Source organism: Shewanella sp. 125m-7, assembly GCF_052977045.1.
In genome coordinates this window covers 1-15,392 of sequence record NZ_JBRILQ010000071.1, presented here as the reverse complement: position 1 = coordinate 15,392, position 15,392 = coordinate 1, and the positions used below count along the sequence as shown (strand labels likewise).

Here is a 15,392-nt window from a genome sequence, read left to right as displayed (position 1 = left end):
TACTTAATGTTTGGAATGCCAGCTGTGTACTTAATGTTTGGAATACCAGCCGTGTACTTAATGTTTGGAATGCCAGCCGTGTACTTAATGTTTGGAATGCCAGCTGTGTACTTAATGTTTGGAATACCAGCCGTGTACTTAATATTTGGAATGCCAGTAAAAAGACTAGATTTGATGGCCTGAGAAATCGGAGTATTTAAGAAAGCTGGGACTTCTAAGCTATTTTTAGACGCAACAGCTGAAACTGAACATGTTAATGCTAATGAAGTAACTAAACCTTTAATTATTGTTTTCATTTTGTACCTTCTCGTAGAGTTTTAAATATAAAGTAATATTTTTTGACTTATGAGAAGGTTGTTGCAGTTGTTATGCCAATGTTTACTTTTTGCTTATTTTGTTAGCCCATTTTTGCCTTAAGTTGTGAGATGGGATGTTCGCTAGTGTCGTTGAGCAGTAGCTGAGTAAACTCAGGTTCAGTAACCGCTTTACTGAATATATAACCCTGGATCTCTTCACACTTTAACGCGCGTAATATACTGAGCTGCGAGGCGTCTTCAACTCCTTCACCAACGACTGAAAGCCCCATGTTATGGGCGATAGTGATAATTGAATCAACCATTTTTAAATCACGGTCAGATTTATCAATATCATCCACAAAAGCTTTATCAATCTTTAGCGTGTGGATGGGGAAGCGCTTTAAGTAAGAGAGGGAAGAGTAGCCTGTACCGAAGTCATCTAGGGCTAGACTGACCCCCATTTTAGATAATTGCTGCATCACTTTAATGGCTTTTTCAGGTTCTTTGATTACAGTCCCTTCGGTTATTTCGAGTTCTAAATTAGCTGCTGGTAATTGAGTTAGACGTAAAATTGACTCAATACGCTGTTGTAAATCAGGCAATGCGAACTGCTTAGACGATAAATTGACAGCGACTCGGCCGTTAAATAAACCTTGGGAGCGCCATTTTTGCGCCGCAAAGCAGGCTTTCTTCAACACGACGTCACCAATTTCAACAATTAGACCGTTCTCTTCTGCAAGGGGAATAAATTTATTGGGCGGAATTAGGCCGTGCTCAGGGTGGTTTAAACGAACTAATGCTTCCATGCCCGCCATATGGCCAGTTTTAAGATCGACTTTTGGTTGGTAGTAGACTTCAAACAGATCGTCTTTTAGTCCCTCTCTAATAAGGTTCTCCACTTCAAGCTGTCTGATAGCATTCTTGTTGAGCGACTCCGAATAGAATTGATAGCGGTTACCACCAGCCGATTTTGCGTGGTACATGGCAATGTCAGCTTTTCTCAACAGCGCTTGTTCATTTTGATCATCTTCAGGGTACAGCACAATGCCGATACTTAAACCAACGACGACTTTTTCTTTACTTAGTTCAAAAGGGGCTTCGAAAGCATGAATGACATTTTTTGCGATTATAGCACTGGTTCCAATATCAGGGTTCTTATCGACGAGGATGGCAAATTCATCTCCACCAAGACGATATATACTGGTATGGCTAGGGACGGCGGCTTGAATTCGCTCTGAGACTTGAATAAGCAGTTCATCACCGACCTGATGACCTAAAGAATCATTAATTTTCTTGAAGTTATCTAAATCTAATACCATCAAAGTATGGTGAGAGTCTCTTTTTACTAAGTTACCTAGCGTCACCATGAGGTTAGAACGGTTAGGCAAGTTAGTTAATAGATCATTGTTAGTCAGCTTTCTGAGTTCCTCTTCTTGCTGCTTTCGACGACTGACGTCGGAAAATACCCCTACGTAGTGAGAAAGCTCGCCTTGCTCATCGTAAATGGCATCGATAGAAAGCTCCATTAAAAAGCTGCTACCGTTTCCGCGAGTAGATTCAACTTCATTATTCCAGCGGCCCTGTTGTTTCAATATTGCTCTTATCTGTTCAGAGTAACTGCTTGGATAGAGGTCAAAATTAAATAGCGTGCCAATAAAATCATCTTTACTGAGCATGACTAAGTCACAGCAGGCTTCATTCACTTCTACGAACTTGAAGTCGCGATCGAGAATAAACATACCTTCAGAAATATTTTGTATGGCACGCTCAAATAGCCTTAATTGTTCTTCAGCTTGCTTAAAATTACTGATGTTTTTAATCGTACCCGTCATTCGTAGTGCATTGTCATCTTCATCACGTTCTACAATTTTGGCTCTGTCTAAAATCCATACCCATTCATTATTCTTACCCTTGACACGATAGGCGGCTTCAAAATGATCGGTCTCACCGTAAAAATGTTTGTTTAATGCTTCACGAACGCGTTCTTGATCCATTGGGTGAATGTTGCTCTCTTCCCCTTCACTGCCAGAACGCTGTCCATCTTGAGGGAACTCGAGAGAGCCCCAAATATTTGAGCGGTAGATTTGGCCGGTTTCTATGTCCCAGTCCCACATCTCATCGCCACTGCCCCAAAGCGACAACTTTAGCCGCTCTTCGCTCTTAGCTATTTGGATTTGAATTTCTCGGCGACGTAATATTGTTTTCACAATTAATATTGATACGAACAAACAGCATAGAAAATAGATAAACTTGGCTGTCGTCGAGAGCCACCAAGGGGGGGTAATCTCAATATCTAACTTACGAACCTCTCCATGTTTTCCAGTAACAGGGTCGATAGCATAGATTGAAAACTGATAATCACCAGGAGATAAATTGGTGTAGGTAGCAGAATTAGTACCCTTTGAGTGGATAACGGTTTCTGAAAGTCCTTTCATTTGATAAACATAGTCAATGTCACTAAATGAAACTCCTGGGCTGTTAAATTTAAAAGTGAAAGGGTAGTCAGAATATTTTAATGTAATTGAATCCGTCTGTGAAAATTGACTGTTGAGTACGCTATTACCAGATTTCTCTGGGATGTTAAATATTAAAAGCTCTTTTAAATTAACAGAGGGAGCTTTGGTATTTTCTATGTAGTGCTCCAGCTTTATGGGTGATAGTATACTTATTCCTGACGTACCTCCTATTAAGACCCTACCAAAGTTTGAGTATGTTGCATTAGCATTATATTCAAGTTGAGAACCTAGATCTTTATTGAAGGTTGTTATTTGTTTGCTTTTTGTGTCTTTCATTATTACTTCATCAATAGATGATGCAATAATAAATGAATCTGACTTTACTATTGAAAATATGGGTTTATTATTCTTGTAGATTGTTTCAATAATGTCATTATCTATGTTGTACTTGTTTAGTGATGTGCTTGTTCCAAAATATAGGTAGTCATTTTCAATAAGAAGGCTTATAACAAACTGGTCAGTGTAAATTGGCGTTACAATATTGTCGCTATATTTGAATGCGCCACCTTGAGTGGCTATAAATAGTTCGTTTTTATAAATTGCAATGTCAAATATTGGATTTCCTGCGTCAATTATTTTTCTTGTTATAGTTTTACTCTTAGTATTGTATATAACCAAGTCGCCATTGGATGCTCCTGCGAGCACATTGTTGTTATTAGTGTTTATCGTCAGCGCAAAAAGAGAGTCATTGATGATTTTTTTAATTTTATTATTCAGTAAGTCAATCGTGTCAAGTCCATTTGCACTAGCAACATAGAGTGAATCACCTTGCAGGGCCAATGATTTAGGACCAAGTATACCCGTTTTATATTCGTTAGTTTTGACAAGGTTTTTATTATAAATGTTAATATTATCAGTATCTAAACTTACTATAACTGAGTCGTCTTTACCTTGGATTATTGACCAAACATTGCCTAGTTTGTTTAATGATGGTTGAATTAGGTTACTGCTGTCATCAATGACCATAAAACCTTTGTTTTGGTCAGACACAAAGGTTTTTGTAAGCCCTCGGTAGATTGTAGGTGTTTTAAATGGTTGGCTTGAAATATTTAGACTACCAATAGTCTTAGGATTTGATAGGTTATTAAGGTTGACTAGTATTTTATCTTTCAATCCAATGGTATTGTTTTTGCTTTTAATAACGCTAACATATTCAATGTTGCTGATTTTATTTAAAGTTTCATTTCCTTCATAGACTCCATTTTTACTAAATAAAATCAGCTTTCCATTTGATATTGATATTTCAGTTACATCCTCTGCAATTGCTTCTTCTGTATTCGATATTCTAAATATTTTTCCATTGTAATTTCTTACATATATGTTCTTGTCAATATTTAGTGTTTGTTTAACTCCACCAAAAGTTCCAGCATAAGATTTAATTAATTCAAGTCCAGCTTGCTTTGAACCTTCTTGAGTTACATAAACAGAGTTCTCTGTTCCAATTAGTATCTGTTTCTCACTCTGTGAGATAGACCAGACCGCTTGGTCATGAATGAAGTTATCTGATTCAAGAGAGTTAATTCGATCTTTATCTCGATCATAAACAGCGAGACCTTTATCTGTGCCTATGTACATAACGCCTTCTTCACTGATAAATAGGCTGCGAATAAATGCACTGGGTAACTCGTTCTCTGCTGAGGGAAAGTAATGACGAAACTCTTTACCATCATAACGGTTAAGGCCGTTAACGGTACCTATCCAGATGTAGCCATCTGCATCTTCAACAATCGATGTGACATTGCTTTGTGATAAACCGTCAGGCACACCTAAAGAAATTGAATTGAGCGTTAACGCAACAGCAGTATTCGCCATGACAATGGAAAAGAGAAGGGAAATCGCTATTTTTAAAAGGATTCTAGGCATATGTTTGTTTGATTATCAGCCAATTCTGTCAGACAACTATTTGTTGTCTCCACTTTTCCAGAAAGTGACTGCATTGTCAAAGCTTTGGTTGGTAAATGTAGCGAGCAATCATTCTTACACTCCATTTTTATATATTTATTACGCTTTATATTGGCCGCAATGTAGTTGATTGTATCGCTGAGCTTCTCTCGCTTGGCAATATAAACTTTTTGGTGCGTTTATATAAAATTGTCCCTAAAAATCTATTTCAGTAATAAGAACTAATATATCAATATTCTCTTGAGTGAAGTGGTTAATAATCAAACTGATTAGCTCCTTGTTTGAAAGCTCGCAGATCTGTGATCATCTTCGTTGACTCTAGAGGCGTTTGTTCTAAATGCGAGTCTCCGCTGCTAAACAGCACTAAACGATCGCAGTGTTTAGAACGCATTTTTTGCATGATGAACTTTATTAGATCTGCTCGAGTAAGCAGTTTTATCTGCTCGGCAACGCATTCTCTTTGGTTAAATTTGTAGTCTTTATTGCCAATGCTTGACCAATAACGTTGGCTACGTACTTTCAGACTTGAGTCTTTCACCAAAACTTGATTGATGAGGCCATGCTTAGTTGACTCCCATTGCTCGCTAGTTATCTGTAAAACTGCATAAGCAAAGTCTGCAATAAACTCATCTATTGCTTCTAGTAGTAACTTAGGCCCACAAGTGGGGGATTGTATATAGAAAATAATACCGGGATAACGGTTTAATGGAAGATACCCCGTACCGACCATGTAGCCTAACTGTCTCTGGGTACGCAGTTCATGAAAGAAGCTCGAAGACATGGTGTGATTTAGCAAGCTAAATAACGCCATGGTTTCAGGGGTTGCAACATCTGATTGGTAGTAAACAATAATGCTGCTATCAGGATGAGAGGCGGGGATCTCACGTAACAGAGTTCCTTTATCGGAAAGGTCGATAAGCTCACGAGATGACTCCTTACTTGGCGTCGTCACTAGTGATAATATTTTTTCCAAGCGCACGCCAAGCGTCTTAGCTTCACTTTTGAGCCAATCACCATAAACGAGCCCTTCTAAGTGAATTTTCTCATAGAAGCTTTTAACGTGAGAATGCAGATCATCTAAGGTAATGTCTTCAAGTATTTCAGCCATTCTCGACGGTTCAAAACTACGTTTTTGCAGGGTTACCGTTAGGCTGGTAAACAATTGCGAGATAGGTTTCGCTTGAGAGTGATTATACCAGGAACGCAAAATTTGACGTTTAATCAGATCAAAACGGCTTTGGGTGAAGTTACGCTCTCTCGCCTTTGCAATAACGAGTTCTAGCAACACTTCTTGTTTACCTGTAAAACCAGTGAGATGCAGGGTGATACCACCTTGGTGAGGATAAATGTTGTAACTGAGACCTGCAACTTCAGCTTGGTAGGTATATTCGGTTAAATAGTCGAGCAGCATCTCAACATATAGACGGGTTAATGCCGCGTGTCTTGGTGACGCAGCGGCTTGTGCTGAGTCGAGAGATAGGTACAAATGCCCTTTAGGCACATTAAATTCATCATCTTTGCGGTGCCAGATGCGATAGCCCGCTTGTTTCGCTACAACCGTGGGAACCTTGGAAATACTTTTATCTGGTCGCGCAATACACTCTTTATTGATAAAAAGGTTTTTCGGTGGCAAACATAGCTCACTTCTGATCGTGGGGTTTGACCAACGAGCAATATCATCACTTGGAATGGCTTTTATTTGATATGGAGAATGATACCAAGCGGCATTTTTATTGGTATCTAGCTCTGCTGCAATTAGTTGGAGCCGCATGTTTCGTGGTGTCATTAGTGCCAACAGCTGTTCAGTTTCCTCCAACCTAAGGCCGTCCATGCGGTAATCACCGTAAATAATATCCTTAACATCATAATGATGCATATTGATACTCAAGTGACTGGCTAAATCAAGAGAGTTAACTTGCTCCTGATATTGAAACGCGATTTTAAGTAAAGCCGCTCTCTCATCGTATCGCCATGCTTGTAATCCTTGTGTACGGATGAGCGCGATATATTCAAATGTTGACTCAATAACGGTATGTAAATTGGCAAGACCAAGATCTGTAAGCTGAATGCTGATATTGAAGTCTTTAAAGTTGTAACCGTTGACACCTCCCCCTGCTGAGAGATTATTGGCAAGCCCTAGATCCTTTAAGTAGGACAGCAGGCTTCCTTTGCCTTCATAGCCGAGTAAATGACTGATAAAGGTTAGCGGTTTGTGCTGATAAAATTGCTCAATAGCGGGTAGTGCAAAGGTTATTGCAACCCGTTTTTGCTCTTTCAGCGGTAAAATATTGATCTGAGCCTGTAATTGCTCAGGTAAATAGATTGGAACATCAGGGTAGTCATCAATAGGGGAGTGGTCGCTAATATCACAAAAGTATTGCTTAGCGAGTGACTCGAGTTCAGCTAATTTTTGGGGGGCAACTAAACATAAGGTCATGGCACTGGCGCAGTATTTGGCTTGATAGAAGTCGAGAAGTTCTTGCCTTAACTCACTTTCTTCGCCGGCTAATGTCTTGAGATTACCGACTGAAAATTTTGAGAAAGGATGTTCAGGGTTAACCGTTTCTTTTTGGACTTGGTAGACTCGGCGAATGTCATCTTTTAGCTTCATGCTAAATTCTGATTCAATGGCGTGTCGCTCTCGATCTACCAGTTCAATATTAAATAGCGGCGCGATAAAGAACTGGCTGAACCTATCGAGAGATGCTTCAAATTGCTGCGCGTTAATACTGTAGAAAAAATTAGTATGCTCGGTTCCCGTCCAAGCATTATTTGTGCCGCCATGTCGATTAATAAAAGCTGAGTATTCACCTGAATCTGGATATTTTTCCGTGCCGAGAAACAGCATGTGCTCAAGAAAGTGCGCCATGCCTGGGCGTGCTAAGGGATCGTCAAAGTGACCAACTGCCACAGCCATAGATGCCGCTGCTTGAGAGGCGTCTTGATCTTCAACCAGTAGCACAGATAAGCCATTTTTAAGGGTTAAATAGCGGTATTGTCTGTGGTCATTTGGACTGGTGGTTATCTGTTTAGCTTGGGACAAGGCATGACTCCGGTATCTGGAAGAGCAAGTGAGTAACTTAGCTGCTTCTATGCCTAAATATAAGGCATAATCAATAAACGTAACTATTTGAGTAAAAGCGAGTTAATTCAACTTATAAGTTAACTTGCCATCATTTTGGACTATCTTCAAATACAAGTGTTGTAAACCTCAAAATAAAGTGGTTTTTGGCTAAAAATTGTCACTTAGCTGAGCCCAGTGTCACAGTCGTATAGAAAACATTCTAGTTGCTAGCGATCTATTCGACTAATTAATAACTAAATAACGGTATGTTGGCAGTTGGATTCGGACTACAATTAAAAAAATAACAATAAAGAATTCGGAGTAGCCAAGCAGTATGCAGCTATTTTTAATGCGTCACGGTGAAGCGGGTTATCACGCTCATTCTGATAGAGAGCGCACACTAACCGATATAGGGCGTCATCACACAGCACTGATGAGCAATTGGTTAGGGCTTACTATCAAAGAGTTTGATTTAGTATTAGTCAGTCCCTACTTACGAGCGCAGCAAAGCTGGCAAGAAGTCAGTAAGCATTTTCCTGAACCGTATAAATGGGTCACATTAGATGAGCTTGTACCGTCGGGAGATCCTGACCAAGTCGCTGATATCGTGCTTGCTTACGCCGAGCAGTACAATGCGAAGAATGTATTAGTGTTAGCTCACATGCCATTACTTGGTTATTTGGTCAGTGAGTTGGTCGCAGGTGTAGAGCCACCATTGTTTGCCACTTCTGGTGTAACACTAATTGAGCGAATTGGTGAAAAAAATCATTTAGTCTGGCAGCATGCACCGCACTCTATTAGCTAGCAACCAACAGGGTTAGTAATTAGCTTTTAGAGGCTGTGGCTTGTAATGAATAGCGACGTGAACTGAAAAAGCTGGCTGTAGCATCATATACCCAAACGACTTGAACATGCCCATTTCAGAGGTCTTGCGCGAGTTCAATTCTAGGCGTATTAGCGTAGGAATGGTAACTCCCTTTTAAGCTAGTGCAACAACGAAGTGGGCTTGCGCAAAGCCTTCTTCGATGGGTTTTAATGCACTTTCTGCTGCGTTATTGATCTTGCTAAGGCAACAACCATTAACTGCAATCAACGCCTTGCTTAAAGCGCATTAAATTCCCACTGAACCCTGCATCTTCAGGTGGCTTGGGTATATAATGCCGAAATTTAAAAAAGTGAGTCATTCTAGTGTATATAGAAGGCTCACTTTTTTATTGTCTGATGGTATTTTATTAATGGTCGACTTAGCGGCGATATGGCTGGTCACCAATATCAATCAACAGCAATAATGCGGCATCGCCGCCCCATTCTTTAGTGGCCTGATGAAATGCCTTTACATGAGGGTGCTGGGCCAACCAAATAGGAATGTTCTGTTTTAAAATCCCTGTGCCATGTCCATGCATAATGCAGCAGCAATGGCTTTGCTGTTTGATGCAAGCTTGGATTAATGCGGCAAGTTCAAGTTTAGCCTCTGTTTGACGCATACCGTGCACATCTAATAGTAGATCGGGCATGTAGTCACCACGCCGTAAGCGTTTGACTTCATGACTATCCACATCATCTCTTGCCCACTTCATCGGCCCGTCTACGGGTAAAAGAGGCTGATAGGTGTCAGAGAAATAGCTATCTGCATGCAGTTGCTGTTCTTTCTCTTCAATGATTTTTCGGTCTTTGGGAGCCGTCGTGAAATGGCGTTTATTTTGCTGAAAAGGTTTCATTCCCTTTGTCAGCTCAGCAAAAAGAGCCAAATCATCGTTATCTTTGCTTTTATTCATCTCTCTATTTTATTGAATCCGATGCCATATGAATAGAGTTCAGTTACAATGAGTCGGAATTAAAAAGTTGGAGTGAATTTTGGATAAGATTTTTGTTGATGAAGCGGTTACAGAATTACGCACTATTGGCGATATGCTACGTTGGGGTGTCAGTCGTTTTAATGATGCAAATATTTATTATGGTCATGGCACCGACAACGCGTGGGATGAAGCTGTCGCGTTAGTGTTTCATGCATTGCATTTGCCGGAAGAAATTGGTCATCAAGTTATTCACTCAAATTTAACTATCAGTGAAAAGCATAAGATTGTTGAGCTTATCATTCGCCGTGTAAAAGAGCGTTTGCCTGTTCCCTATCTAACCAATAAAGCCCGTTTTGCGGGTTTAGAGTTCTATGTCGATGAACGTGTGTTGGTTCCACGCTCTCCGATTGCTGAATTGATTGCAAATCGCTTTAGTCCTTGGCTATATAACAAGCCCGTTAACCGAGTCTTAGATCTGTGTACAGGCAGTGCATGTATTGCGATTGCTTGTGCGTACGAATTTGAAGATGCGGAAGTTGATGCGCTAGACATCAGTGTTGACGCGTTAGACGTTGCGCAAATCAACATTGAGACGCTTGAGGTGATGAATAGGGTCTTCCCAATGGAGTCTGATCTATTCTCTGCGATTCCCAAAGGGCCACATTACGATTTAATCGTATCGAACCCACCTTATGTCGATGCAGAAGATATCGGCGATATGCCTGATGAGTATCATCATGAGCCAGAAATTGGTTTAGCATCAGGTCGCGATGGCTTAGATCTGACTAAGCGTATACTTGCCAATGCAGCGGATTACCTAACAGAAGACGGTTTGCTAGTGGTAGAAGTCGGTAACTCAATGGTGCATTTGAGTGAGCAATTCCCTGATGTGCCATTTACTTGGGTTAGCTTTGAAAATGGCGGCGACGGTGTGTTTGTGCTAACTCGTGACCAGCTAGTTGAAAATGAATCACTTTTCGCGATCTATAAAGATAGTGAATAATAGCTTCTAGCCGCGAGTATGCTCGCGGCTTTATACCAATCTGTACTCCTACTTAACAAGGTTGGTATTGATGATGCATTTACCGATAAAGCGTGGGTAAATAAGAATTAGAATAAAGAGATAGAGGGCTAAAAGCGCATGTCGGGAAACAGTATTGGTCAAAACTTCGTAGTAACAACATTCGGTGAAAGTCACGGTGTCGCTATTGGCTGCATCATTGATGGCTGCCCTCCAGGCGTTGAGCTGACAGAAGCGGATATGCAGCACGACTTAGACAGACGCCGTCCAGGTACTTCTCGCTATACCACCGCTCGTCGCGAGCCCGATGAAGTCCGTATTCTTTCTGGTGTATTTGAAGGCGAAACAACAGGCACCTCTATAGGCTTGTTGATTGAAAATACCGATCAGCGCAGTAAAGATTACTCTAACATTAAAGACTTGTTCCGTCCGGGGCATGCAGATTACACCTACCAACAAAAGTATGGTCAGCGCGATTACCGCGGTGGTGGACGCTCCTCTGCACGTGAAACTGCGATGCGTGTTGCTGCAGGGGCTGTGGCTAAGAAATATTTAAAACAAGTTCATGGCGTTGAGATCCATGCGTATCTATCACAGCTTGGGCCAATCTCGGCTGAGACCGTCGATTTTGCGCAAATAGAGCAAAATGCCTTTTTCTTTCCTGATGCATCAAAGTTAGATTCATTAGACGAATACATGCGCGAGCTTAAAAAGAGCGGTGACTCAATTGGCGCAAAAGTGTCAGTCGTAGCAACGGGTGTACCAGTTGGATTAGGTGAGCCAGTATTTGACCGTCTTGACGCCGATATTGCCCATGCCTTAATGGGGATTAACGCGGTAAAAGGGGTTGAAATCGGCGATGGTTTTGAGGTGGTTAACCAAAAAGGCTCGGAGCATCGAGATTTGATGTCACCTGAAGGGTTTGCATCAAACCATGCTGGTGGGATTTTAGGTGGCATTTCATCAGGCCAGCCAATAGTCGCTCATATCGCCATGAAACCAACATCAAGCATCAGTGTGCCGGGTGAAAGCATGACCGCTCAAGGTGAAGTTGCTGAAGTGATTACCAAAGGACGTCACGATCCATGTGTCGGTATTCGTGCTGTACCGATTGCAGAAGCGATGCTCGCGATTGTGTTGATGGATCACCTATTACGTCACCGCGCGCAAAATATGGATGTGAATAGCAGTACCCCTATTATCGGAATGCGTTAATGTTTCAACCTAAAAGCACAGAGCAGCAGTTACGCTGGCTCTGTGCATGTTATTTCTTTTTCTTTTCTATTCTTGGCATCATGGTGCCATATCTTGGCGTTTTTTTTGATAGCCGTGGTTTCGACGCCCAAGAGATAGGCTTCTTACTCGCAATTTTAATGGGAACGCGGATCATCGCGCCGAACTTATGGGCCATTGTCGCCGATAAAACCGGTATGCGATCCGAGCTGATTAAAATAGGTGCCGGCGCCGCAGCATTAAGTTATCTCACTTTTTTTTATGACGGCGGACTGGCCTATTTGGCGATTAGTTTGGCGGTCTATACCTTCTTTTGGAATGCCATTCTTGCACAGCTGGAGGTTATCACCCTTGAAACATTAGGTGATGATGCCAATAGATACGGTGCGATTAGAAGTTGGGGCAGTGTCGGCTATATCGTGCTGGTGGTCAGTGGCGGTTTTGCTATTGGCCATTGGGGGCCACAAATTTTACCTTATATCGGCATGACGTTATTTATCGGCATGTTAATCAGTGCGTTGCCATTACCCTCTAATCGAGCCGTTGTCGATAAAACTCAAAAGCGTAAACCTTTAGTGTTCGATAAAGCCTTAATCTGGTTTTTAGTGTCGGCTATGCTGCTGCAGATGAGTGCAGGACCATTTTATGGTTTCTTTGTGCTATATCTGAAACAGGCGGGATATTCAGAGTCCGCGGCCGGGATTTTTGTTGCACTTGGGGTCGTGGCTGAAATTGTCATGTTTATGTACGCGCCGAAATTACTGGGTCGCTTTGGCGTGCGGTTATTATTGATTGTTAGTATTGGTTTAACGGTGGTGCGCTGGTTACTGCTGGCTTATGGTGTTGAGAACATCTTGTATCTGAGTATTAGTCAGCTATTACATGCCTTTACCTTTGGTTTAACCCATGCGGCATCTATTCAGTTTGTCCATAAACACTTTGACGTTAGTCGACGAAGCCAAGGTCAGGCGCTTTATGCGAGCTTAAGCTTTGGGGTCGGTGGGGCACTAGGTACTTGGCTTTGCGGTATTATCTGGGGTGATGGCTCAGGCGCGGGGTTGACTTGGATCTTTGCAGCAGGCTGCGCATTTTTATCAATGCTAGCGGTGTTGTTTATTCCTAAGGGGCAGGGCAGTACAGCTTAACTATCTAATATTAGGTGCTAGGTGCTAGGTGCTAGGTGCTAGGTGCTAAGTGCTAGGTGCTAAGTGCTAAGTGCTAAGTGCTAAGTGCTAGGTATTAGGTGTAAGGCCTCAGACTGATAAATTGTCAGGGTAAGTATAAATGTCAAAAATGGAGTGTTGATTGTGGGGAAGTTTCGTCTCGGTTTAATTATTAATCCACTTGCTGGTCTTGGAGGTAGTGTCGCCCTCAAAGGCAGTGATGGTGTGGCATCAGAGGCGATAGCTAAAGGGGCGGTACCTAAGGCACATCTTAGAATGCAGCAAGCCCTTGCCGTCATCGAACCTTATAAAGCACGTATAGAGGTAATAACAGCCTCAGGTGATATGGGCGAGACATTAGCCAAACAGATGGGCTTTACTACGCGGGTGGTCTATCAAGCACCGAGCGAAACTGGCGCTCAAGATACGCAGAAGGTGGTCAGCGAGCTGCTGAATGAAAATTTAGATTTGCTACTTTTTGCAGGTGGTGATGGCACCGCCCGTGATGTGTATGCCATTGCCGACGACAATATTCCCGTTCTAGGTGTGCCCGCAGGTGTTAAAATTCATTCTGGCGTATACGGCATCACACCTCATGCATCAGGCATTGTCGTGAAAATGCTGCTAGATGGCGATTTAGTCAGCTTAATGAGCGCAGATGTCATGGATATCGACGAAGCCGCCTTTAGAGCTGGCGTGGTTCGTGCGCGCCGATTTGGCGAAATGCTAGTGCCGGCAGAACCTAGATACGTGCAAGCGGTTAAAATGGGTGGCAAAGAGAGCGATGAGCTGGTGCTTGCCGATCTCGCCGCAGAAGCGATTGAGCAGATGGAAGATAATCTTTGCATCATGGGCTCGGGTAGCACCGTTGCCGCCGTAATGAGCGAGCTAGGGCTTGATAATACCTTGCTAGGCGTCGATATCATTCAGCATCAGGATTTAGTGGCCAGTGATTTATCTGCCATAGAACTGCTACAGCTCACTGAAAATAAAGCGCTTAAGTTGTTCATTACGCTTATTGGTGGGCAAGGGCACATATTAGGGCGTGGCAACCAGCAACTCAGCCCTGAACTGATAAGGCGTGTAGGAAAACACAATATTGTTATCTTAGCGACAAAAACAAAGCTAAAAGCACTTGAAGGCAGGCCATTAATTGTGGATAGTGGCGACCCTGAATTAGATAAAGCGCTTACGGGGTATTATAAAGTGATTACTGGTTATCACGATTACGTGATGTATCAGGTCGCAAACCCTGATTTAGCCGGATAAACAATACCCATCAGTTTGGCCGTTATCGCATCGATTAAATGATATTTGGTAACTGATGTGCAGCGACTGCTGTAAATTTTAAATGAACGTTTTGACTAGATGCCGAAAGTGTCGACAGCTAGTCTACAATAAAATATGCGGAGCCCTCGATGATTGAGAAGTACGAGCAAACACTACAAGACTGGATTGAGCGCATTGTTGCCGAAGGTGATGATGACGCGCTATTTGCAAGTGGCTATTTACAAGGTCATTTTGCAGTTGTGTTGTCACAACTAGAAGTTGAAAGTAACCAAGATATGAGTGCCCTCGAGGTTAAAATGTCTGAGTGTTTGGCATTAGCAAGAGAAGAGTTAGGTGACACTGATTATGCACTAGTGAGTGATGCTTGGATTCAGCTTAGCGCAAAACTTGCAGCGTAATCCCTTAGCCCAATCCGATAAGCTTATGGTATTGGGCTTTACGCGGTAAATATTGAAGAGTGATAGAGTTTAAGCGTTATGAGTAAGACTAGTTTTGTTGCCATTGGCCTTGTAAACCCTAAGAGCCCGACCAATGTCGGTGGCATTATGCGTGCTGTAGGTTGTTATTGCGCTGATGCAGTATTTTATACCGGCAAACGTTATGAGCTTGCCGCCAGTAATGGCAGCGCTCAATACAATACCGATACTAAGCGTGCGAGTAGCTCAATTCCACTGAGTAAAGTTGAATCTTTATTAGACGCTATCGATCCAGACGTGAAAGTCGTGTGTGTAGACCTTGTTGAGGGGGCAATTCCTTTACCTGAGTTTGAGCACCCTGAAAAAGCGATGTATATCTTTGGCCCAGAAGATGGCACCATCAGCCAGCAGGTTATTAACAGTGCCGACGCTGTTGTGTACGTGCCAACAGTCGGTTGCATGAATTTAGCCGCGTCTGTAAACGTGTTACTTTACGATCGTTTAGCAAAGTCAGCCTCTATTGCTAGCGATGATTTAATTCGTACCAGCCGTGACACCAATAACCGCGTTCGGGTTAAACGCTAATCTCGACGACTCAATGTTAAAGCCACTTTATAGAGTAATGCTATTCGGATAAGCACTACTGTTTATATTTAAGTGGGTAGCGGCTGGGTATATAGAGCACTGAACGTGGA

At 42.2% G+C, this 15,392-nt stretch carries 11 protein-coding genes; 7 read left to right on the top strand and 4 right to left on the bottom strand.

The genetic code is table 11. The features are described from left to right. The 3 genes from ACVBIL_RS20040 to ACVBIL_RS20030 all read right to left on the bottom strand — a co-directional run. On the bottom strand, window positions 1-296 hold a 296-nt coding region (locus tag ACVBIL_RS20040; protein WP_447168703.1), incomplete at its 3' end, for a hypothetical protein. 101 nt (window positions 297-397) lie between these two features. After that, window positions 398-4,675, bottom strand: coding sequence for an EAL domain-containing protein (locus ACVBIL_RS20035; RefSeq protein ID WP_447168702.1), 4,278 nt, complete (start codon window positions 4,673-4,675; stop codon window positions 398-400). Between the two features lie 292 nt (window positions 4,676-4,967). Continuing rightward, the gene (locus ACVBIL_RS20030; RefSeq protein ID WP_447168701.1) at window positions 4,968-7,757 is read right to left on the bottom strand and encodes an insulinase family protein; all 2,790 of its coding nucleotides are present in this window, start codon (window positions 7,755-7,757) and stop codon (window positions 4,968-4,970) included. A gap of 355 nt (window positions 7,758-8,112) precedes the next feature. Between ACVBIL_RS20030 and sixA the strand changes: the two genes are divergently transcribed. Then, the gene (gene sixA, locus ACVBIL_RS20025; RefSeq protein ID WP_447168700.1) at window positions 8,113-8,583 is read left to right on the top strand and encodes a phosphohistidine phosphatase SixA; all 471 of its coding nucleotides are present in this window, start codon (window positions 8,113-8,115) and stop codon (window positions 8,581-8,583) included. Window positions 8,584-9,022: 439 nt separating this feature from the next. On the opposite strand, the gene smrB is transcribed toward sixA, so the two are convergent. Continuing rightward, window positions 9,023-9,553 (bottom strand): endonuclease SmrB, encoded by a 531-nt coding sequence (gene smrB, locus ACVBIL_RS20020; RefSeq protein ID WP_447168699.1) that lies wholly within the window; start codon window positions 9,551-9,553, stop codon window positions 9,023-9,025. Between the two features lie 79 nt (window positions 9,554-9,632). Between smrB and prmB the strand changes: the two genes are divergently transcribed. The 6 genes from prmB to ACVBIL_RS19990 all read left to right on the top strand — a co-directional run bounded on the left by prmB (window position 9,633) and on the right by ACVBIL_RS19990 (window position 15,282). Then, window positions 9,633-10,577 (top strand): 50S ribosomal protein L3 N(5)-glutamine methyltransferase, encoded by a 945-nt coding sequence (prmB, locus tag ACVBIL_RS20015; protein WP_447168698.1) that lies wholly within the window; start codon window positions 9,633-9,635, stop codon window positions 10,575-10,577. A gap of 138 nt (window positions 10,578-10,715) precedes the next feature. Beyond that, on the top strand, window positions 10,716-11,810 hold the full coding sequence (gene aroC, locus ACVBIL_RS20010) for a chorismate synthase (protein ID WP_447168697.1): 1,095 nt from the start codon (window positions 10,716-10,718) through the stop codon (window positions 11,808-11,810). Then, window positions 11,810-12,973: an MFS transporter gene (locus ACVBIL_RS20005; protein WP_447168696.1), complete on the top strand. Its 1,164-nt coding sequence runs from the start codon at window positions 11,810-11,812 to the stop codon at window positions 12,971-12,973. The genes aroC and ACVBIL_RS20005 overlap by 1 nt, the downstream gene beginning before the upstream one ends. A 162-nt stretch (window positions 12,974-13,135) precedes the next feature. Further along, window positions 13,136-14,260: an ATP-NAD kinase family protein gene (locus tag ACVBIL_RS20000; RefSeq protein ID WP_447168695.1), complete on the top strand. Its 1,125-nt coding sequence runs from the start codon at window positions 13,136-13,138 to the stop codon at window positions 14,258-14,260. Between the two features lie 149 nt (window positions 14,261-14,409). After that, window positions 14,410-14,679 (top strand): YfcL family protein, encoded by a 270-nt coding sequence (locus tag ACVBIL_RS19995; protein ID WP_447168694.1) that lies wholly within the window; start codon window positions 14,410-14,412, stop codon window positions 14,677-14,679. 78 nt (window positions 14,680-14,757) lie between these two features. Continuing rightward, window positions 14,758-15,282 carry an RNA methyltransferase gene (locus ACVBIL_RS19990; RefSeq protein ID WP_447168693.1) on the top strand — a complete coding sequence of 175 codons (525 nt, stop codon included), beginning with the start codon at window positions 14,758-14,760 and terminating at the stop codon, window positions 15,280-15,282. Window positions 15,283-15,392 lie beyond the last annotated feature (110 nt).